This window comes from Streptomyces sp. BV286 (assembly GCF_019090165.1).
GTDB lineage: Bacteria > Actinomycetota > Actinomycetes > Streptomycetales > Streptomycetaceae > Streptomyces.
Genome location: NZ_JAHRIB010000181.1, coordinates 1 through 20,556, shown reverse-complemented (window position 1 = coordinate 20,556; position 20,556 = coordinate 1). Strand labels below are relative to the sequence as shown.

The window sequence follows — 20,556 nt, the reverse complement described above, 5'->3', positions numbered from 1 at the left end:
TCCTAGGATCGCACAGGCTGTGTGGTCTGCCGGGACATGGTCGCGCGGAGTACGGTCACGACGAGCCCGGTTGCGGCCATGGTGCACAGCACGGTGTACCACAGGCTGCCGATCGGGGTGCCCTGCTCGGTGATGCCGTTGGCCGCCGCGAAGTAGGCCGGCAACGCGACCAGCCAGAGGACGATGTGGACGCCGAGATACAGCGCCGGATAGGTCTGTGCGAACAACGGCGACGCCACCGGAACCGGATCCGTCCGCCGCGCGCGCCAGGCGTCCGCGAGAAGGTAGAGGCCGACGATCCAGACCAGGGCGAGCTCGGCGCCGAGGATGGCCTGTTGGATCCCGAGCTGGTCCCCACCGCGGAAGAGGTTGCTGGGTAGGCCGGCGACCGTCATCGCCAACGGTGTCAGGACGCCGGCGGCCACGGTGCGCAGGCTGGTCTGCCGGCCGGTGAGCGTGCCTCGGCCGTCCTTCGCGCCGACCAGTCGGACGACGAGGTAGGTCATGGCGCCGAAGGACACCGAGGCGAACAGGAACATGCTGTTCATCGGGACCGAGGCGAGCGCCGGTTCGTTGATCATCTCGTTGCCGGGGTTCCAGGCCCACCACTTCAGCTGCGGTCCGAGCTGATCGAAGATCTCGTAGAACGCCTGGCAGGTGAACGCGACGGCCAGCGAACCGAGAAGGAGCCCGCGTCGCGCGAAGACGCCGAGAACGCGGACCACTTCGTAGGCGAGCTGCGACAGGGCCGGATAGAAAGCCACGATGTAGAGAGGCAGCCGGTCGTACATGAACTGCACGGTGAACACGTTGTGGGAGAAGATGAACCCGACATGCTCCTCCAGGCCGAACCAGCTCGGGAAGTAGAGCGGCGGCTCGATCACCGCCAGGTAGACGAGCGAGGCGAACCACAGCGAGATGTTGACGGGGTCACCGTCGCGCCGCCACCGCCGCCACGCATGGACGAGGGCGAACACCGCACCGCCGATGATGAGCAGTTCGAGGAACGGCATGGTGCCGTTCTCGAGGCCGAACGGATTGCGGAACTCCACGATGGGATCGGCGTCGTGGCAGGAGAAGCCGAGCCTTCCAGCGAGACGCTCGGCCGCTGAGTCGCATGAAAAGCTCATTCCTTGCTCCTCGGGTCAGTCATTGACGAGGTCGGTCTCGGCGGACGGAGAACGGCCGGCGCGGGTCCGGCCCGTGTAGTCGGTGCCGGGCGGATCCTGCTGGTCGTCGAACCCGCCGGGCACGACCGTGCGTCCGAGCCGCTGACGCACCTTGTAGCGCGCGATGCCGAACCAGAACCGCACGTCGGTCGTCATCTCCCTGAGTGACATGTCGAGGTTGAAGACCTGGGCGAACGTCCGCTCGACGTAGGCGTCCTCGCGGCTCGTGGCGTTGATGGCGTTGAAGACCGGCCAGCTGAGGCGCGCGGCCAGCTTGCGGCGCCAGGGAGCGACGACCTCCGTCCCGGTCGCGAAGTCGTATGCGCGGTCACGGGCCATCGCGAGCATCCAGGGCACGTCGAGCGACTTCTTCTGCCGGGCGAGGAACTCGCGGAAGAAGGCGAGGTCGAGGACGTCGTGGCTGTTCAGCATCTCGGCGAGGATGAGCGCGGAGCGGGCCGCCGAGCTCATCCCCTGCGCGTAGAACGGGTTGAACGCGCAGATCGAGTCACCGACGCAGACCAGCCCGAGCGGAGGCTGGTCGAGCAGGTCGAAGCGTCGCCACTTGTTGCCGGTCGATCGAGTGAGGTGCACCCCGGAGGTCGGAGTGCAGGCGCGCGTGGCCTGCCCGAAGGACCTGGCCCGGACTCGGTCCACCGCGGCCTCGAAGGTGTCGGTCTCGCGCGGCATCCGGATGCCCCATGCCCCCATGCACACGATGGCGCGGTTGCCCTCGATCGGGAAGAAGTTGCTGAGGAACTCGTGTTCCTCGGGATGGTCGCCGGTGTCCTGGGTCGGAGTGACGACCAGGTGCTTCCACCACCACGCCGGTGGCCGCCGCTCTGCGGGCGGCAGGTCGTACCATCGCGACGTGTAGGTGACCTTGGCGTCGAGGGTCTTCTCCGGAGGTGCCGGCCATCCCGCGGTGCTCAGCCAGTCGGCGACGGAGGAGCCGCGTCCCAGCGCGTCGACGACCAGGTCGGCGGACAGATGGCCCGAGTCGTCGCCCGAGCGGTACTCGACTCCCTCGACGCGCCCGCGTCCGGTGCCGCCTCCGGTGGCACGAAGTCCGGTGACGGTCACGCCCTCGCGGATCTCGATGGCCGGAAGCTCGTGGACCCTGTCGCGCAGGACCCGCTCGATGAGCACGCGGGAGCTGTAGACCATCGTCATGGACCCGGCCTTGCGAGGGGCCCAGCCGTCGTTCTCGCAGTACCCCGCGTCCATCGACGGCATCAGGCACATTCCGCCCGCGGCGATCAGTGCCTCCTCGAACCCGGGGAAGATCTCACCGATCGCGCGGCGCCCGGAGTTGAGGAGGAAGTGCGGGTGTTTGCTCTGCGGCACACCACGCCGATGCTGCGCGTCAGGCGGGAGCCGGTCCCGCTCCAGGACGATCACCTGGTCGAAATGGATCGCGAGCACTCCCGCGGCGCACAGCCCTGCCACGCTTCCGCCGAGCACCACGGCTGTCTTTCCCCGCATAGGGTCTCCATTCATACATGTCATGGCTGAATGTATGAGCGGAGGGGAAGGTAACAGGTACGGGCTGAAGGTGCCACCCTTCCCGGGCCGGCATCGCCGTAGCCCGATCTCCCTCCAATTCCGTCTGCCTGGGTGCTGAAAGGCGCTGAGCGGGACACACGTACAGGCGAGACAGCTGTCGGGCAGCGGCATGCACCTGTACGGGGCGCCGCGCAGCGAGAGGGACGTGGTTGGCGATGCGTGCATTGACCGTGCGGCCTGGCGGGAAGGGACCCGTAGAGGTACGGGATGTGCCCGACCCCGTCCCGGCTGTCGGCGAACTGCTGGTGCAGGGACTGGCGGTAGGGGTGTGCGGAACGGACAGGGAGATCGTCCGGGGCGAGTACGGCTGGGCCCCACCGGGCCGCGATTGGCTGGTACTGGGTCATGAGTCCCTTGGGAGGGTTCGGCAGGCGCCGCCGGGCAGCGGGTTCTCGGCCGGTGACCTGGTCGCCGGGGTGGTGCGCCGGCCGGACCCCGAGCCGTGCGGGGCTTGCGCACGCGGCGAGTTCGACATGTGCCGCAACGGCCGCTACACCGAGCGCGGTATCAAGGAAGTCGACGGATACGGTGCGCAGATGTGGTGCGTGGAGCCCGACTACGCGGTCAAGTTGGAGCCACATCTGGAGCGCGTCGGTGTGCTCGTGGAGCCGACCAGCGTGGTGGCGAAAGCGTGGGAGCAGGTCGAGCGTGTCGGTGCGCGCTCGTGGTTCGAGCCGCATCGCGTCCTGGTGACCGGTGCGGGGCCCATCGGTCTGCTGGCCGCCCTCCTGGGCGTTCAGCGAGGACTGGAGGTGCACGTGCTCGACCGGGTGACCGAAGGGCCCAAACCTTCTCTGGTAAGGGAGTTGGGTGCCACTTACCACGCGAAGGACGCTGAGGAGGTCATCTCCGATGTGTGCCCGGACGTCATCATCGAAGCCACGGGTGCGAACGAGCTTGTCCTGGCCTCACTGACGGGGACCGCACCCTACGGAGTGGTGTGTCTGACGGGAGTGTCGCCCGTCGGCCGCAGGATGACCGTGGACGCGGGCGCCGTCAACAGGGAGATCGTGCTGCAGAACGACGCGGTGGTGGGCTCCGTCAACGCCAACCTGCGTCACTACGGCCAGGCTGCCGACGCGCTGGCCAAGGCCGACGTGTCATGGCTGGAGAGCATGATCACCCGGCGAGTGCCGCGGGAGCGCGCTACGGAGGCGTTCACGCCCCAACCGGACGCCATCAAAGTGATCATCGAGCTGTAGGCGGCACTACCCGAAGGAAGGCTTCGTATGTCTCACAACACCGCTCCGCTCGTCGTGGTCATGGGTGTGTCGGGCTCGGGCAAGACCACGGTCGGCCGGCTGCTCGCACAGCACCTCGGTGTCCCCTACGCCGAAGGAGACGATTTCCATCCCGCATCCAACGTGGCGAAGATGCGAGCGGGGCACCCGCTGCAGGACGACGACCGTCACTCCTGGCTGGAGAGGATCGCGCAGTGGCTGGCCGACCACGAGGACGGCGGCGGAGTGGTGGCGTGTTCGGCGCTCAAGCGCCGCTACCGTGACCGGCTGGCTTCCGCCGCGCCGCATGTCGCCTTCCTTCACCTCGACGGTTCGCCCGAGCTGATCGCCGCCCGGATCACCGCGCGGCGAGGCCACTTCATGCCGCCCGACCTGCTTCGTTCACAGCTCGCCGACCTCGAACCACTGGGCGACGACGAAGCCGGTGCGACCATCTCCATCGACGGTACGCCGGAGCAGACCGCCGCCCTTGCCCATGCCGCCATGACCTCCTCCTGACTTGTCACCTACGGACCCGTCGATGACCTCATGGCAAGGGGCTGCCGCACGGTGTGGTGGCATCTGACACGGCTTGCCCGGTCACGCGGTGCGAGGCCGGCGGCACTGACCCGGCGGCCCAGGTGTACTCGAGCTCAGGGAGGTCGAAGCCCTGCTCGAACCGGCACATGCGTTCGTCGGTACGGAGAGCGCCGTGTCGCTCGTAGAACGCGACGGCGCGTGTGTTGGCGCGCAGTACCTCCAGATAGACATCCCGCCCGGAATGTTCGGCGGCAGCCCAGGCGAGGGCCCGTCGGAGCAGTCGGCCTCCGATGCCGGAACCAGTACGGCCCGGCCGGGCATGCAGATTGTCCAGGAGGACGCGGCCGTCGGGGCGCGGCACGAGGTACACGAAACCCGCCAGCTCGCCTCCGTCCACGGCGACGAACAGTCCTGCCGCCGACTGCGGATCGAGAATGCGTCCGTGCCACAGCGCCAACCGGTCCTCGAACAGGGGGCCGTCCAGGAAACTGCTCGGCATGATCCCCGCGTATGCGGTACGCCAGCTCTCCGTGTGAAGCGCCGCGATCTGCTCCACATCGCCCCGCACGCCCGCTCTGATCTCCATGTCGACGAGCCTCGCTCATGGGCTCGGGTCCTGTCATCCGTATCGAGATCTGGATCTGCTGGGCGCCGACTGTCGTCGAGCGCCCAGCAGATCCAGACTCGTCAGGTCACGCAGGCTGTCCGGTGGCCTACTCGGCCTCGCTGCGGCTGCCGAAGCGGTAGGAGCCCGACCCGACCTCGAACACGGCAGCCCCGTTGTCCATCCGCAGGAACCGGACTCCCTTGGCGTCGGCGGCAGACCGGCCACCCTCGGTGACCGCCCAACGGGTCTTCGAGGGCACGTGAACCTCCGCAAGGGTGTTGACCGGCACAGTCACCTTCAGGTCGAGGGAGCCCTTGCGGGTGCTCCAGTCCGAGGAGAGAGGGCCATAGACGGTCTTGAGGCTTCCCGAGCCCTTGGTGAGGTTTCCGCCGAGCGCCGGTGCGATCCGGGAGCGCTTGTAACCGGGCTCGATCGAGGAGAGGCCGCCGATGTTCTGGAACATCCAGTCGCCGACGGCACCGTAGGCGTAGTGGTTGAAGGAGTTCATGTCGACCGGGCCGAAGTCACCGTTGGGCATGATCGAGTTCCAGCGCTCCCACATGGTGGTGGCGCCGTTGGCGACCTCGTAGCCCCAGGACGGGTAGTCCTTGTGCAGGAGCATCTTGTACGCGAGGTCGTCCCGGCCGATCCTGCTCAACGCGGGCAGCAGCAGCGGTGTGCCGATGAAGCCGGTCCGCAGGTGGTGGTCGGTGAGGGCGAGTTTGGCCACGAACTTCGTCCCGACCTTTTCGACCAGGGCCGGATCAGGGATGAGGTTCATGCCGAGGGCCATCGCGTACCCGGTCTGCGAGTTGCCCTTGACGGTGCCGTCGGCGGCGACGTAGGCCTTGGTGAAGGCGTCGCGGATGTCGGCGGAGAGCTTGCCGTAGTCGGAGGCCGCCGCTTCGTCGCCGAGGGCTTCGGCCGTCTCCGCCATCATGCGGGCGTTCTCGGCGTAGTAGGCAGTGCCCAGGATGCCCTGCTCCGTCGGGTCGTTCAGGTGCAGCCAGTCGTTGGTGAAGAACGTGGTGCGGCCGGGTTCGAGAAGGTCGGCTCCGGCGCTGTCGCGCACGAACTGGAAGAACTTCTGCATGGCGGGATAGTTCTCCCGCAGGATGCTGGTGTCGTCGTAGGAACGCCACACGGAGTACGGCACGGTGATCATCACGTCGGACCAGCCGACACCACTGTCGCCGAACTGCCCCTGCGGGGTCGGTACGACGGCGGGCAGGTCACCGTTGGCGTACTGGGAGTTGCGGACGTCCGCCATCCAGTGGGACAGGAACGCGCGGGTGTCGACCAGGTAGTTGGCCGTGGGTGCGAACAGGCTGATGTCACCCGTCCATCCCAGACGTTCGTCGCGGGCGGGGGTGTCGGTGGGAATGGAGAGGAAGTTGCCGCGCTGGCTCCAGGAGATGTTGCTCACCAGCTGGTTCAGCATGGTGTCCGAGGTCTTCAGCGTGCCGGTGGACGGGAGGTCGGACCCCCACACGATGCCCTGGACGGCGGAGAGCGTGGGCGGCTCGCTCACCCCGGTGATCTCGATGTAGCGGAACCCGTGCTGGGTGAACTTGGGTTCGTAGGTGGCTGTTCCGGCCTTCGCGAAGGTGTAGCGGTCGGTGACCTTGGCGGTGCGGAAGTTGTCGGTGTAGAGGGTGCCGTTCTTGTTGAGCACCTCCGCATAGCGGATCCTGACCGTCTGGTCTGCGGAGCCGGCCAGTGTCAGCCGGGGCACTCCGACCATGTTCTGACCGAGGTCGTAGACGTACGTCCCGGTGGTGGGCTCCGTCATCTTGCGGGCTTTGAGTACCTGGGTCCTGCGTACCGGCTCGTCGCTCTGCGGGACCAGAAGGGCGGTCCTGGACTCCAGGCTCGCGGCGGACTCCCACTTCGCGTCATCGAATCCGGGCCGGCTCCAGCCCGACGGCTTCAGAGCGGCGTCGTAGGTCTCGCCGTCCTGCAGGTCGGCCTTGACATAGGGGCCGGCCGCGGCCTTCCACGAACTGTCCGTGGCGATCCACTGGACCGATCCGTCGGTGTAGGTGATGCGCATCTTCGCGACGAGAGCGGGGGAGTCCCCGTACTGGCGGCTCCAGCCGATCCCGACCTTGCCGGCCCACCAGCCGTTCGCCAGGGATGCGCCGATCGCGTTGTGGCCCCGGTCGAGCAGCTTCGTCACGTCGTAGGTCTGGGAATGGATGCGCTTGTGGTAGTTCGTCCAGCCCGGGGCGAGCACCTGGTCGCCGACCGGCTTGCCGTTGATCTCCAGCGCGTAGACGCCGAGTGCCGACGCGTAGACCCGCGCGGCGGCGACCTTCTTGCCGGCCTTGGTGGCGAAGCCCTTGCGCAGCAGTGGCAGCGGCCGGACCGAGGGCCCGCTGAGAGCGTCGGTGGTGCCGGACACCACGAGAGCGGAGTCGACGATCTCACCGCCGGTGAACGGGTTCTGGTCGGAGGTGAAGTCGGTGTCGAGGAGCGTGCCGCCGTCGGCGCCGGTCACGACGGCGTCGTAGACGGTTCCCCGTTCGCCGCAGCATCCGTGGGTCCGGAAACCGATGTAGCCCTTGCTGAACGTGGCGTCGGTGAAGGTGTTGACCAGCTTGCCGTCGAGGGTCGTCTTGAGGGTGGTGCCCACCACGTCGTAGCGGACGGTGTGCCGGTCGGCGAGGAGGCTGGCGTTGGTGAAGCCGTAGGGTGCGAGATCCACCTCCTGCACCACGCTGTAGCTGCCCTTGACCTGCTTGTGCAGTCTCAGCATCGGGGTCGGGCCCGTGACGTTGAACTGCCACATGTATCCGTTGCCGGCGTCGGAGGCCCTCAGGAACATGCCCAGGGCATTGCTGTTGATTTTGAAGTCGACCGTGGCGACGTAGTCGGTCCACCGGTCCAGCTCACTCGTGGCCTCAGGACGAGTGATCCACTGGGCGCCGTCCCAGTCGCCGGAGTCCAGCAGGCCTGTCTCGAAGGAGGCGGGCGCGCTCCACGGGCTCGCGGTCCGTCTGTCGTCCCAGGCCCGAACGCGCCAGTAGTAGCGGGTGGCCGGCTTCAGAGCGGGGCCCTTGTACGGGACGCCGACCTGACGGTCGGAGGACACCTTGCCGGACGACCACGTATCGGCGGATCCCGGCGTACGTCCGACCTGGATCTCGTAGGCCTTCTGCGAGGTCGCCCGCCGGTCCGACGCCGACTGCCAGCCGAAGACCGGGTCCTCACCGCCGATGCCCAGAGGGTTCGCCCGGCCGTTGGTGGTCAGAGCCTGCACGGAGAACTCCGCATCGGAAGCCGAAGCGGCGGGGGACGCGGACGAGGGCAGGGCGGTCGCGCTGCCTGCCACGGCGAGCACGAGCAGGCATCTCAGCACCACGAAGAGAAGCGAGGGTTTGCGGAGCACGTCATCTCCAGGTGAATCGTTCAGGTCGACGTGTTCGCGGCCGGGTCGCCGCGAAGCACGATGTACGCGGTGGATGTCAGTCCGCTGTGCGGCTGAGCAAGGTCCTGAGCTCGATGCCGGCGTCGGCACCGCCGTCCTCGAAGAGGACCCTGTTCAGCAGCGCGGGCAGTCGGCCGGCCGGCAGGTCCAGGAAGGGGGCCAGCCGTCGGGCCAGTTGTGCCGAGTCGTCACCCGGACCGTTCCGGGTGAGGGCAGTGACCGTGCGTCCCCAGAGGCCGGGCTCGTCCATCAGGTCCCGCACGGTCATCACCTCGGACGGGGCCGGGGCGGGGCAGGGATCGTCGGTGGTCCAGGTGTGCGTGCCGTGAGTCACGGTCACGGAGGGCTGCCCGGGACCGGGCAGGTGGACGGTGGCCCGGGCCCCGGTGGGGACGCACACCCTCAGGTGGAAGAGGCCGTCCTCGCGCCGCCAGCTGACCGAGGCCTCGCCGTAGGGAGTGAGGTGCACGGCCGTGGCGTGGGTCAGGGACCGGTGCGGCAGCGGACGTACGGTGATCTCCCGGTAGCCGGGTGCGGCGGGAGCCAGCCCCGCCACGGTCCGGTGCATCCAGTCGGCGACCGCTCCGAGCGCGTAGTGGTTGAAGGAGGTCATCTGGCCGGGATTGACCGTCCCGTCGGGCAGCATGCTGTCCCAGCGCTCCCAGACCGTGGTGGCGCCCATGGTCACCGGATACAGCCACGAGGGGCAGCCCTTCTCCAGGAGGAGCCGATGGGCGAGGTCGGGGTGGCCGGCGGAGGTGAGGGCGTCGGTCATCAGCGGGGTGCCGACGAATCCGGTGGCGATCCTGAAACCGCTCGTCCGCACGAGGTCGGCGAGTCTGTCCCCGGCCACCGCGCGAAGATGCGGAGAGGCCAGCAGATCCCATTGCAGGGCCATGGCGTACGCGGTCGGCGAGTCACCCAGAATCCGGCCCGCCGGGGTGACGAACGTGCGGGCGAACGCCTCGCGGGTCCGCTCGGCGAGCGCGGCGTACCGTACGGATTCCTCGGTGCGGTCCAGTACTTCCGCGGTGCGGGCGACGACGTCGGCACACCGGGCCAGGCAGGCGGTGGCGACGACGTCCGTGGGAGTGCGGGCGGCGAACGGGTCGTCCGGCGGGGCACTCGGGTCGAGCCAGTCACCGAACTGGAAGCCGCCCGCCCATACGCCGTCGGTGGTCAGGGAAGCAGCCTTGTCGACCCATGCGCGGGCGCTCTCGAACTGCCGCTGGAGGACGTCCCGGTCGGCGTAGCGCTCGTACAGCACCCAGGGCACCACCGGTGCCGCGTCGCCCCAGGCCGCCGCGGTGGGGGCCGCGTCGTCCAGGACGTCGGGGATGACCCAGGGAACCGCGCCGTCGGTGTGCTGTTCGGCGGCTAGGTCGGCGAGCCAGGAGGACAGGAAGCCGGCCGTGTCGAAGAGGAAGGCGGCTGTGGGGGAGAAGACCTGGATGTCGCCGGTCCAGCCGAGGCGTTCGTCCCGCTGCGGGCAGTCCGTGGGGACATCCAGGAAGTTGCCGCGCGTTCCCCGTACGACGTTCTCGTGGAACTGCTCGAGATCCGGGTCCGAGCAGGAGAACCAGCCCGTGCGGCGCAGGTCGCTGCCGACGACCACGGCGTGCAGGTCCTCGACCGCGAGATCCGGTACTCCGGTGACCTCGGCGTACCGGAACCCGTGGAACGTCTGTGAGGGTTCGAGGACGGCCTCCTCGGCTTCGGCCAGCAGGTAGGTGTCCGTGGCGTCGGCCGTGCGCAGGGGGCGGGTACACAGTTCGTCGTTCTCCAGCACCTCCGCGTGCCGGACGGTGACCTCCGTGCCCGCTGTGGTGTCGCGCAGCCGCAGCCGGACCCAGCCGACGAGGTTCTGCCCGAAGTCGACGAGGGTACGGCCGGACGGTGACTGCCAGACCTTCAGGGCCGGCAGTATCTCGGTGGCGCGTACGGGCGGCCCTTCCGGGGTCACGAGCCGCGTCAAATCCGCCTCCTGGTCCGAGAGCACGTCCACAGGGCCGTCGGCCTCTTCCGGGGCGAACCGCAGATCGGTGCGCTGCCCCTTGTAGAGGTCGTCCGTGACGATTCCGGTGTCCCGGGCCCGCCACTGTCCGTCGGTGCCGAACACCTCTGCCGAGCCGTCGGCATAGCGGACCTCCAACTGCGCGAGCAGGGCCAGCCGGTCGCCGTACAGGGCACGGGCGCCCCACCAGCCGAGATGCCCGCGGTACCAACCGTTGCCGAGTACGACCGAGAGGGTGTTCTCGCCCTTCCTCAGCAGTGCGGTGACATCGTGGGTCTGGTAGCGCAGTCGGTGGCGGTAGCTGGTCCAGCCGGGGGCGAGGATTTCGTCGCCGACCCGGGCGCCGTTCAGGGACGCGGTGTAGACACCGTGAGCGGTGGCGTACAGGCGGGCCGAGAGCACGTCCGCTCGCAGCCGGACCTTTCGTACGAGTTCCGGGGCGGGCGCGTCGAGGGCGCCGTGCCGGCGCGGGCTGATGAAGCGGGCGGTCCAGTCGGCGGGGCGCAGCAGTCCTGTCTCCACGGTGGCGGGGGCGCTCCAGTCGCTCCAGCGCGTCCCGGACGCCACCCGGACGCGGACGCGCGCCCTGCTGCGCGAGGTCAGGGGTGGGAACGGCCATGGCACCAGCACCTGTTCGGCCGACATGACCCGTGCCGTCGCACCGCACTCCAGCTCGACCTCGTACGCGGTCTGCCGCCAGGCGGGGTCGTCGGAGCGCACCTGCCAGGACAGGCGCGGTTGCGGGGTGCCGACGCCGAGTGCGTCCTCGCGATGCTCGAAACGGAGCGACACCACCGCGGTGTCAGGTTCGGGACGCTCAAGACTCATGCCGGCTCCTTGCTGTGGAACGTTCCACGTTTAAAACGAATCAACCGTGGAGCGAAGACACCTGCCGCGTCAAGAGGAAGAGGGAAATCCGGCACATCCGGCTCACGGGGAGCCGTTCGCCTCAAGGGTGCTTCAGCCGCGTCCGGCGCCGGAGCGCGGGCGGCTTCAGGCGCGTGCCGGCGCCGTACTGGAGCGCGTCACCAGGTGCGGTGTCGACGCCATGACGACCGCACGGTCGCGCCGCTTCTCGATCCGTTCCAGCAGCAGCCGGGCGGCGGTCTCGCCCATCATGGCGCCCGCCTGGTCGACGCTGGTCAGGCTGACCGGCGCGAGGGCGGCCACCGAGGTGTTGTTGTATCCGACGAGCGACAGGTCGCCGGGGATGCGCAGGCCCAGGTCGGCGGCCGCTCGGAACACGCCGGTCGCGGCGATGTCCGCGCCCGCGAAGATCGCGGTGGGCGGGCGCGCGGAGGTGAGCAGTTCCGTGGCGCCGAGGTAACCGCCCTCGTCCGAGTAACCGGAGTTCACCACCCGGGCCAGGTCCGCCAGGCCGTGCCGAAGCATCGCCTCCTGATAGGCGGCCCGGACATGGTGCTCGGGCCGCTGAGCCCACTGGCTGCCGCGCACCGTCGGATGCGACAGGTGGGCGATGTCCCGGTGTCCGAGGGCCACCAGGTGGTCGATGACCAGGTCGACTCCGGCTCCGTCCTGGTTGACCACGATGTCGTACGCGGGGGAGGCGTCGTGGTGGCCGATCACCACCGTCGGCACCTCGGCCGCGATACGGACCACCTCCGTACGGGCCACGGCGGGCGCGATCAGGATCAGGCCGTCCATCTGCCGGTCCACCATGGCGTGGATGAGCTTGGTCTGGTCCTCCATCTCGGAGGAGCTGCTGGACCCGATGAACAGGGCGTACTCGGTGTTGCGCAGTTCCGCGTTCACGCCGTCCAGCAGGTCGGCGTAGAAGGCGTTGCGGATACCCGCGAGGAGAACGCCGATCGTGTAGGTGCGGCCCCGCATGCCACGGGCGGCCGCGTGCGGGCGGTAGCCCAGCTCGGTCATGGCCGCCTGTACCCGCTCGCGCATCGCGGGGCTCACCCCGTAGGCATGGGTCAGGACCTTCGACACCGCGGAGGTGGACACGCCCGCGCTGCGCGCGACATCGGCGATCGTGATTCTCTTCGAGCCTGCTGGTCGCACTGAGGGTCCCCGCCTCCATCGTCATGCACCGCTTTACCCCATACGGCGTTTCGGGAACGTTACTCGCAGATACTTGACGGCTCCGACCCCTGCACTCCAATCTGTGTGGCACGTTACACGAAGACGGAGCGAGTCGGCCGTCTCGTGACCCGGGCGCCCGGAGGTCTGGAGGCAGTCGACCGCGAGCAGGAAGCTCAAGTCCCTGCGTGTCGGGGTCGGCTGTCTGCCCGGTCGGTGAGTCCGCCTGTCGCGGCGGCGTTTCGGAACCTGTCTGCCTCGGACACCGCCCGAGGTGTCACCGCGAAATTGAATCGATTCAACCCCGCTCGAGCGAAGGAACGTCCATGAGGTCAAGCACTCTCGCCAAGAGAAGAGCAGCTCTAGCCGCGGCCGCCGTAGTGCCGCTCCTGCTCAGCGCGTGCAGCGCGGGCTCTCTCGGCTCGTCCAGCGGGGACGACAGCGCGACAACGATCAAGCTGCTCGTCGACAACGCGCCCGACAACCTCGCGGCCGCCAAGCAGCTGGCCAAGGACTTCCAGGCCAAGAACCCGAAGATCAAGGTCAGCGTGGAGACACGCCCCGGCGGCACAGAGGGCGACAACCTCATCAAGACGCGGCTGCAGACGGACAGCATGACCGATGTCTTCTCGTACAACACCGGTTCGCTGTTCCAGCAGATCGACCCGGTGAAGACCCTTACGCCGATCACCAAGGACTCGTTCGTCAAGAGCCTCGACAAGTCCTTCCTCCCGCAGGCCACGGTCGGCGGCCAGACCTACGGCGTGCCCTTCGGTTCGGCCCTCGGTGGCGGTGTCCTCTACAACAAGAAGGTCTACGCCGAGCTCGGTCTGAAGGTGCCGAAGACCTGGGCGGACTTCATCGCCAACAGCAAGAAGATCAAGGCCGAGGGCATCGCCCCGGTCATCCAGACCTACCAGGACACCTGGACCTCCCAGCTGCTCGTCCTGGGCGACTTCCACAACGTGTCCGCCGAGGAACCGGGCTTCGCGCAGGACTTCACCGCCAACAAGGCGAAGTTCGCCACCGACGAGAACGCCGGCAAGGGCTTCGAGCACCTGCAGCAGATCCACGACCTGAAGCTGCAGAACTCCGACTACGCGTCGGCCACGCTCGTCAAGGGCCTGAAGATGCTGGCCACCGGCAAGGGCGCCCAGTACCCGATGCTCTCCACCGTCATCGGCGCGATCAAAACGAGCAACCCGGACGAGCTCAACGACATCGGCTTCTTCGCCCTGCCCGGGGACGAGGAATCCGCGAACGGCATGACGGCGTGGTTCCCGAACGCCTTCTACGTCCCGAAGAGCACCACCGGGGACAAGCTCGCCGCGGTCAAGAAGTTCCTCGCGTTCACCGCGAGCCCGGCCGGCTGCACCTCCCAGGCCAAGGCGTCGACGCCGACCGGCCCGTACCTGGTCGAGGGCTGCACCCTGCCGTCGGACGTTCCCACGATCACCAAGGACGTCGCGGCGTACTTCACCGACGACGCCCAGAGCCCCGCGCTGGAGTTCCTGTCCCCGGTGAAGGGCCCGAGCCTCGAACAGATCTGCGTCCAGGTCGGATCCGGCATCACAGGGGCCGAGGCCGGAGCGGCCCTGTACGACAAGGACGTCAAGAAGCAGGCTCAGCAGCTCGGCCTGTCGGGCTGGTAGGAACGCACGTCAGCGTCTCCCCGCCTCCGGGAAGGGGCGCGGGGAGACGCCCGAGAGAGGTCGACCGATGACCACAGTTGCACCGACCAGGCCACCGACGGCCGAAAAGCCGAAGGCGGCGGCCAGAACGCGTCGGTCCGCCAAGACGCACAGCGCTTATCCCACCTGGTTCTACCTGCCGGCGGCGGTGATCTACGGGGTTCTGTTCCTCGTTCCGACGTTCGCGTCGTTCTATTTCAGCCTGACCAGGTGGACGATCTTCAAGTCGACCTTCATCGGGCTGGACAACTTCACCGAGTTCTTCCAGGAGCCCGCCCTCGTCAAGGGCTTCGTCAACACGTTCCTCTACGCGGTCGTCACCTCGGGCCTCAAAGTGGTCCTCGGCCTCCTCCTGGGCATCCTGCTGACCAGCCAGATCCGCGCCCGCAGCTATCTGCGCTCGGTGGTGTTCTTCCCGGTGCTGGTGAGCACCGTGGGTGTCGGCATCACCTTCACCGCCTTCATGGACCCTTCGACCGGTGCGATCAACAAGGCCCTGGCGGCGGTCGGCATCGACGGTCCGGGCTGGCTGACGGACCCGTCGCTGGCGCTGTTCTCGGTGGCGTTCGTCGACGTCTGGAAGGGTGTCGGTCTGGCGACCGTCATCTACATCGCCGGCATCGTGTCCATCCCGCAGGACTACTACGAGGCGGCGAGGATCGACGGCGCGGGTCCCTGGCAACAGTTCCGCAGCGTCATTCTGCCGCTGAGCTGGCCGGCCACCTCGACGGTCATCATCCTGTCGCTCATCGGCGGCCTGCGGTCCTTCGACCTCATCTGGGCCATGACGCGCGGTGGCCCCGGCTTCAGCTCCGACGTGGTCGCCTCCGTGATCTACAAGCAGTACCAGGCAGGCTTCTACGGCCTGTCGACCGCCGGGAACGTCGTCCTCTTCCTTGTCGTCACGGCGATCATCGTCCCGTTGTCCCGCTTCCTGGCGAGCAAGGAGGTGGAGCGGTGAAGAACCCCACCCGTACCTGGCTCGGCGTCCTGTCGGTCGCTGTCAGCGTCGTCGTGTTCGTCGTTCCGTTCGCGTTCATCGTGCTCACCGCTGTGAAGGATCCGCAGCAGGCCGCGCAGCTCGACTTCTCCTGGCCGCGCCACTTCCGCATGGTCGACAACTTCGTCGAGGTCGTCCAGGCGCGGGACTACATCCTCGTCATCGCGTTCATCAACAGCGTGATCCTGACCGTCGCCAGCGTGACGGTCATGGTCGTCCTCGGCGCGATGGTCGCCTTCGTCCTGCAGCGGCGGGTCACCCGCTGGACGGGGTTGATCAACTTCCTCGTCCTGGCCGGGCTGATCATCCCGCCGGCGGTCGTACCGACGATCTGGGTCCTGCAGAAGGCCGGACTGTTCGGCACTCTGCCCGGGCTGATCCTCGTCGAGATCGCCTTCGGCCTGTCCTTCTCCATCCTGCTGTTCCGCGCGTTCATCGCCACCATCCCGCGCGAGCTCGACGAGGCCGCCGTCATCGACGGAGCGTCACCGCTGCGGCTGTTCTTCCGGGTCATCTTCCCGGTGCTGCGGTCGGTGATCGTGACAGTGATCGTCGTGCAGTCGGTAACCGTATTCAACGACTTCACCAACCCGCTGTACTTCCTGCCCGGCGAGCAGAACGCCACCGTCCAGCTGACCCTGTTCAACTTCCAGAGCCAGTACAGCACCAGCTACAACCTGCTCTTCATGGACATCCTGCTCATCACGATCCCGCCGCTGATCATGTTCCTGTTCTTCAACCGGCAGATCGTGGCCGGGATGACCGCCGGCGCGGTCAAGGGCTAGCAGCCCGACCGCCAGGCTTCGATCCCCAGCCGTGCGAGGCGGACGGAAAAGCCGCCCCACACGTCCCCGACGCCGCGATCCAGCAGAACCGCTGGTCCGGTGGATGTCCGCGCCCCATCCCCTCCCCGGTGGGGCGCGGACATGGAAACGCCGCGCAGCCCGGAACGGCCGACGCCCGCGTCGGGGACCAATTCCCGCCCGTCAACAGCGACACAAAGGAGTCTCGTATGCGCGTCGAAGACCACCCGGGGCCGCGTCCCGGGATACGCGTGAGACGCGGCCGGTCCGCCCTCGGGGCTGTCCTCGTGGCCTTCCTGACCGTCCTCGGCATGGTCACCGCCTCTCCCGCCCAGGCCCTGAGCGGTGACGTGCGTATGCATGACCCGAGCCTCATCAAGGTGGGGAGCTGCTACTACGGCTTCTCCACCGGGTTCGAGAACGACCCGCTCAACCCCAGCGGATCCATCACGATCCGCAAGACGTGCGGCGGCACCGCGGCATCCGGCTGGACGAAGGTCGGCAACGTCTGGGGCTCGACCCCGTCCTGGATCACCCAGAAGCTGGGCTCGACCCCGCCGAACATCTGGGCCCCGGAGATCAAGCAGTTCAACGGCAAGTACCACCTCTACTACGCCGGTTCCCGCTGGGGTACCTCGTACGCCGTGATGGGCCTGGCCACCGCCACGAACATCGAGGGCCCCTGGACCGACCAGGGCATGGTCACGGACGTCAACTACCCGATCGACCCCAACGTCGACTGGGGGCCGGACGGCCGCCTGTACCTCTCCTGGGGTTCCTTCACCGGCCCCGGCACCTACATGCACGTCCTGGACCAGTCCACCGGCAAGCTGTCCACCACCGACCACAACCTCTGGCACCTCGCCGTCGGCATCGAGAACCCGACGATCGTCCTCAACGGCGGTTTCTACTACCTCTTCGGCTCCAAGGGCACGTGCTGTGCCGGAACCGACAGCAACTACTACACGGTGGTCGGACGGTCCACGAGCATCACGGGACCGTATCTCGACCAGAACGGCACGAACATGCTCTCGAACGGCGGGACCACCGTCCTCAAGGGCGCACGCCCCAGGGTGGCCGCCGGAGGTGCCGACGCCTACGACGACGGCTCGTCGAAGTACCTCGCCTACCACTACTACGACGCCGACAACGCCGGCCGGGAAACGCTCGACATCCGTCAGATGACCTTCGCCAACGGGTGGCCCGTACTCTCCGGTCCGCTCGGGGCACCGAACAACCATCTGTGGAACCTGAACGCCGACAAGTGCGCGGACGTCTGGTCGGCCAGTACGGCTGACGGAGCGTCGGTGAACTCCGGCAACTGCAACTCCGGGACCAACCAGCAGTGGAAGCCCACCGCCGTCGGCTCCAACTACCAGCTGGTCAACGTCAACAGTGGCAAGTGCCTCCAGATCTCCGGCGCCTCCACGGCCAACGGGGCGGCCGCAGTCCAGTCGACGTGCACCGGGGCCTCGCACCAGCTGTGGAAGAGGACAGCGGTGATCGGCGCCTACCTCACGTACACCAACGTCAACAGCGGCAAGTGCCTGCAGATCGCCGGAGGGTCCACCGCCAACGGCGCGGCCCTGGACCAGTCGACGTGCACCTCCGGAGCGAACCAGCAGTGGATGCTCGTCTGAGGGAGCGCATGTCCTCACCGGGCAGGTGAGGAACCCGGGCGGCCGAGTCACCCCTGGCCGCCCGGGTCTTCGCCGTTCCACGCCGGCGCCACCTCGGGCGGTGGCGTCGACGGAGCCGGGGAGTCGCGACCAGAATCTGGTGGGTGATTCGTCAGCGCCCCGAAGCGTGCGGCGAACCACTCGGACCGGGCGGATCAGAACCGGTCTCCCGCTCACTCGTCTCCACCACGAGCCCGGTCGTGGCGACGGCGATCGGGCCCCGGTACGTCTCCGCGGCCGCCTGCAGGGCCCCCTCGGGGTCCGTCCCGGGCCACAGGTGGGTGAGCAGCAGCCGCGCGACTCCGGCCTCGGTGGCGTACCGCCCCGCCAGTCGCGCGGTGAGCAGGGATGCCGCGTCCTCGGCGGGTACCTCGTACGGATACGTCGCCTCCGACAGGAAGACGTCCGCGTGCAGTGCCAGCCGGGCGATCTCGTGGCTCGGGCCCGTGTCGCCGGTGTACGCGAGGACGCTTCTGCCCGCGGTCACTCGCAGACCGGCGTTGGGCACATGGTGGGGGAGGGCGACCGTCTCGACGGCGAACGGGCCGATCGTGAGGCGCTCGCCCGGGACGAAGTCGCGACGGTCCAGCGCGGGCGCCAGCATGCCCGGCCGGTCCAGCGCGAGGACGGCGTCGAGGGCGCCTTCCGGGGCGTACACGGGAAGCGCGGGCGGCGGGGAGCCGATGAGCGCGCGGGCCCGGAGCAGGGGGTTCAGGTCGGCACAGTGGTCGGGATGGCCATGGGTCACCAGGACCGCGTCGACCTCCTCCGCGGTGATGTGGTCGAGCAGCCGGGGGAAGGCGGCGTATCCCGGATCGAGGAGGAGCCGGTAGCCGGAGTCCTCGACGAGATAGCCGCTGCAGGCCTGGTCGGCGGTCGGCCAGGCACCGCAGCCGCCGAGCACGGTGACCCTCACGTGGTTCTCCTCCAGACAGCCCAGCGTGCCCCTGGGATCCGTTGCCGCCCCCGACATGACATCTGTCATCCAGGAGACACGACTGCCGACACTGCCGGACGGCACCCGCCCCGGGCCACCCTGATTCCCATGACAACCACTGCGACGGCCACCGACACGGTGGTCGGGTTCGACCAGGTGACCAAGGCCTACGGGAGCGTACGGGCCGTGGACGGACTCACACTCGCCCTGCACCCGGGGGAGACCGTGGCCCTGCTGGGGCCGAACGGCGCCGGCAAGTCGACCACGCTCGACCTGCTGCTCGGCCTGAAGCACGTGGACAGCGGCTGGGTGCGGGTGTTCGGCGGCAGTCCGGCGGAGGCAGTGGGGATCGCGCGGAAAAAGGGCTGGCTCTAGCCCTCTGAGAAGGACCACATGCCGAGCCACTGCTCGGCGCCCCAGGCCTCGAACCGCTCCACCTCAGTGAACCCCAGCTTCGCCGCGAGACGCATCGAGCCGACGTTGGCGGTCTGGGTGGTGAGCACCACCGGTTCGCCGGGAAGCGTGTCGGCGAGCCAGCCGAGTGCCGCGGCGCACGCCTCGGCGGCGTACCCGAATCCCCACACCCGCGGCAGGAACAGGTAGCCGAGATCGGCTTTTCCCGCGGCGGCCGGGCGGTGGTGCCCCGGTGTTCTCCTGAGCAGGATCTGGCCGATCATCGCCCCGTCGAGATCCACGACGAAACTCCCGGGCCACCGCTCGGGCGCCCCGGACATCTCCCGCTCAAGCTCGTCACGCGGCCGGGGGCCGCCGAGGTAGAGGTGCACCTCTGGCGAGGCGAGCAGCTCGATGAACGCCGCACGGTCCTGGGTCTCGGGCTCCCGGAGCACGAGCCTCTCGGTCCTGATCGGCTGAGGCGGCCAGGCCACAGGTCCCAGATCTTCCATCCGCGCACGCTAACAGGTGGTCAGAACAGCACCTGGGCGATCTCCTGGGCGCCTCTAACTGATCATTTCAGAATGAAGTTCGTTGTGGGGCTTGGCAGTTGGGTGTTGTGTCGGCACGATTTGTTGGGTGTCTGCTGATCTTGTGCCTGATGACCTGTGGGAACGTGTGGCCCCGTTGTTGCCTGCTCGTCCGCCCAGGCGGCGCCGGTATCCCGGGCGGTTGCCTGCAGATGACCGGGCTGCCCTGCGGGGCATCGTCTACGTGCTGTGCAAGAGCGTGAGCTGGCGGGACGTTCCGGCGGAACAGGTCGGCTGCAGCGGGGTGACGGCCTGGCGGCGTCTGCGGGACTGGACCGAGGCCGGCGTCTGGCCGCAGCTGCATGAGGTGCTGCTGGCGGAGCTGCGGGCCGCGGGTCTGCTGGACATGGACGACGCTGCGATTGACGGCTCGCACGTCCGGGCGCTCAAAGGGGGGCTCACACCGGACCTTCGCCGGTCGACCGGGCCCGGCCCGGCAGCAAGCACCACTTGATCGTCGACCGGCACGGCACCCCGCTGGTCGTCGCGCTGACCAGCGGGAATCGTCACGATGTCACTCAGCTGATGCCCCTGCTGGATGCGATACCCCGCATCCGCGGTGTTCGAGGTCGGCCACGTCACCGACCAAGCCGGCTGTTCGCCGACCGCGGCTACGACTACGACAAGTACCGTCGTCTTGTCCGGGCCCGCGGCATCACCCCGAAGTTCGCCCGGAAAGGCACCCCTCACGGCTCCGGGCTGGGGAAGACCCGCTGGGTCGTCGAGCGGACCTTTGCCTGGCTCCACCAGTTCAAGCGACTCCGGATCCGCTACGAGATACGCGCCGACCTCCACCTCGGACTCCTCCAACTCGCCTGCAGCATCATCTGCTTGAGACGACTCCGAATCTCATTCTGAAACGATCAGT

Annotated in this window: 15 protein-coding genes and 1 pseudogene; 8 read left to right on the top strand and 8 right to left on the bottom strand. The window is 68.2% G+C overall.

The window, feature by feature from the left end; translation table 11 throughout:
- Window positions 1-2: 2 nt before the first annotated feature.
- Both KUF83_RS35150 and KUF83_RS35145 read right to left on the bottom strand, forming a co-directional pair.
- Window positions 3-1,130, bottom strand: a complete 1,128-nt coding sequence (locus tag KUF83_RS35150; protein WP_217459092.1) for a hypothetical protein — start codon at window positions 1,128-1,130, stop codon at window positions 3-5.
- Between the two features lie 15 nt (window positions 1,131-1,145).
- Window positions 1,146-2,654, bottom strand: coding sequence for an NAD(P)/FAD-dependent oxidoreductase (locus KUF83_RS35145; protein ID WP_217459091.1), 1,509 nt, complete (start codon window positions 2,652-2,654; stop codon window positions 1,146-1,148).
- 236 nt (window positions 2,655-2,890) lie between these two features.
- Here KUF83_RS35145 and KUF83_RS35140 point away from each other — a divergent pair, with 236 nt between their 5' ends.
- The gene (locus KUF83_RS35140; RefSeq protein ID WP_217459090.1) at window positions 2,891-3,937 is read left to right on the top strand and encodes a glucose 1-dehydrogenase; all 1,047 of its coding nucleotides are present in this window, start codon (window positions 2,891-2,893) and stop codon (window positions 3,935-3,937) included.
- A 27-nt stretch (window positions 3,938-3,964) separates the two neighbouring features.
- Window positions 3,965-4,474: a gluconokinase gene (locus KUF83_RS35135; RefSeq protein ID WP_217459089.1), complete on the top strand. Its 510-nt coding sequence runs from the start codon at window positions 3,965-3,967 to the stop codon at window positions 4,472-4,474.
- Window positions 4,475-4,502: 28 nt separating this feature from the next.
- Here KUF83_RS35135 and KUF83_RS35130 read toward each other — a convergent pair whose 3' ends face one another.
- From KUF83_RS35130 to KUF83_RS35115, 4 genes are all read right to left on the bottom strand, one after another.
- Window positions 4,503-5,081: a GNAT family N-acetyltransferase gene (locus KUF83_RS35130; RefSeq protein ID WP_217459088.1), complete on the bottom strand. Its 579-nt coding sequence runs from the start codon at window positions 5,079-5,081 to the stop codon at window positions 4,503-4,505.
- 127 nt (window positions 5,082-5,208) lie between these two features.
- On the bottom strand, window positions 5,209-8,493 hold the full coding sequence (locus KUF83_RS35125; RefSeq protein WP_217459087.1) for a family 78 glycoside hydrolase catalytic domain: 3,285 nt from the start codon (window positions 8,491-8,493) through the stop codon (window positions 5,209-5,211).
- Between the two features lie 76 nt (window positions 8,494-8,569).
- Window positions 8,570-11,374 (bottom strand): family 78 glycoside hydrolase catalytic domain, encoded by a 2,805-nt coding sequence (locus KUF83_RS35120; protein WP_217459086.1) that lies wholly within the window; start codon window positions 11,372-11,374, stop codon window positions 8,570-8,572.
- 165 nt (window positions 11,375-11,539) lie between these two features.
- Window positions 11,540-12,577, bottom strand: a complete 1,038-nt coding sequence (locus tag KUF83_RS35115) for a LacI family DNA-binding transcriptional regulator (RefSeq protein ID WP_217459085.1) — start codon at window positions 12,575-12,577, stop codon at window positions 11,540-11,542.
- A 344-nt stretch (window positions 12,578-12,921) separates the two neighbouring features.
- Here KUF83_RS35115 and KUF83_RS35110 point away from each other — a divergent pair, with 344 nt between their 5' ends.
- From KUF83_RS35110 to KUF83_RS35095, 4 genes are all read left to right on the top strand, one after another.
- On the top strand, window positions 12,922-14,247 hold the full coding sequence (locus KUF83_RS35110) for an ABC transporter substrate-binding protein (RefSeq protein WP_217459084.1): 1,326 nt from the start codon (window positions 12,922-12,924) through the stop codon (window positions 14,245-14,247).
- Between the two features lie 67 nt (window positions 14,248-14,314).
- On the top strand, window positions 14,315-15,247 hold the full coding sequence (locus KUF83_RS35105) for a carbohydrate ABC transporter permease (RefSeq protein WP_217459083.1): 933 nt from the start codon (window positions 14,315-14,317) through the stop codon (window positions 15,245-15,247).
- Window positions 15,244-16,071, top strand: a complete 828-nt coding sequence (locus KUF83_RS35100) for a carbohydrate ABC transporter permease (protein WP_217459082.1) — start codon at window positions 15,244-15,246, stop codon at window positions 16,069-16,071. Before KUF83_RS35105 ends, KUF83_RS35100 begins: the two co-directional genes overlap by 4 nt.
- A gap of 227 nt (window positions 16,072-16,298) precedes the next feature.
- The gene (locus KUF83_RS35095) at window positions 16,299-17,729 is read left to right on the top strand and encodes a family 43 glycosylhydrolase (protein ID WP_217459081.1); all 1,431 of its coding nucleotides are present in this window, start codon (window positions 16,299-16,301) and stop codon (window positions 17,727-17,729) included.
- Window positions 17,730-17,880: 151 nt separating this feature from the next.
- Here KUF83_RS35095 and KUF83_RS35090 read toward each other — a convergent pair whose 3' ends face one another.
- Window positions 17,881-18,684 carry an MBL fold metallo-hydrolase gene (locus KUF83_RS35090; RefSeq protein ID WP_217459080.1) on the bottom strand — a complete coding sequence of 268 codons (804 nt, stop codon included), beginning with the start codon at window positions 18,682-18,684 and terminating at the stop codon, window positions 17,881-17,883.
- Between the two features lie 129 nt (window positions 18,685-18,813).
- Between KUF83_RS35090 and KUF83_RS35085 the strand changes: the two are divergent.
- Window positions 18,814-19,062: pseudogene (locus tag KUF83_RS35085) on the top strand (ATP-binding cassette domain-containing protein); the annotation flags it as partial.
- A gap of 14 nt (window positions 19,063-19,076) precedes the next feature.
- Here the strand turns inward: KUF83_RS35085 and KUF83_RS35080 are convergent.
- On the bottom strand, window positions 19,077-19,610 hold the full coding sequence (locus KUF83_RS35080) for a GNAT family N-acetyltransferase (protein ID WP_217459079.1): 534 nt from the start codon (window positions 19,608-19,610) through the stop codon (window positions 19,077-19,079).
- A gap of 127 nt (window positions 19,611-19,737) precedes the next feature.
- Here KUF83_RS35080 and KUF83_RS35075 point away from each other — a divergent pair.
- Window positions 19,738-20,546, top strand: a protein-coding gene (locus tag KUF83_RS35075; RefSeq protein WP_217457892.1) for an IS5 family transposase whose coding sequence is annotated in 2 segments (ribosomal slippage) — window positions 19,738-20,077 and window positions 20,077-20,546 — 810 coding nt in all. Because the reading frame shifts where the segments join, the coding sequence is not laid out codon by codon here.
- Window positions 20,547-20,556: the final 10 nt, after the last annotated feature.

Coding starts and splice junctions, on each gene's coding strand:
- KUF83_RS35150 (WP_217459092.1), bottom strand. CDS start 1,130: ATGAGCTTTTCATGCGACTCAGCGGCCGAGCGTCTCGCTGGAAGGCTC.
- KUF83_RS35145 (WP_217459091.1), bottom strand. CDS start 2,654: ATGCGGGGAAAGACAGCCGTGGTGCTCGGCGGAAGCGTGGCAGGGCTG.
- KUF83_RS35140 (WP_217459090.1), top strand. CDS start 2,891: ATGCGTGCATTGACCGTGCGGCCTGGCGGGAAGGGACCCGTAGAGGTA.
- KUF83_RS35135 (WP_217459089.1), top strand. CDS start 3,965: ATGTCTCACAACACCGCTCCGCTCGTCGTGGTCATGGGTGTGTCGGGC.
- KUF83_RS35130 (WP_217459088.1), bottom strand. CDS start 5,081: ATGGAGATCAGAGCGGGCGTGCGGGGCGATGTGGAGCAGATCGCGGCG.
- KUF83_RS35120 (WP_217459086.1), bottom strand. CDS start 11,374: ATGAGTCTTGAGCGTCCCGAACCTGACACCGCGGTGGTGTCGCTCCGT.
- KUF83_RS35110 (WP_217459084.1), top strand. CDS start 12,922: ATGAGGTCAAGCACTCTCGCCAAGAGAAGAGCAGCTCTAGCCGCGGCC.
- KUF83_RS35105 (WP_217459083.1), top strand. CDS start 14,315: ATGACCACAGTTGCACCGACCAGGCCACCGACGGCCGAAAAGCCGAAG.
- KUF83_RS35095 (WP_217459081.1), top strand. CDS start 16,299: ATGCGCGTCGAAGACCACCCGGGGCCGCGTCCCGGGATACGCGTGAGA.
- KUF83_RS35080 (WP_217459079.1), bottom strand. CDS start 19,610: ATGGAAGATCTGGGACCTGTGGCCTGGCCGCCTCAGCCGATCAGGACC.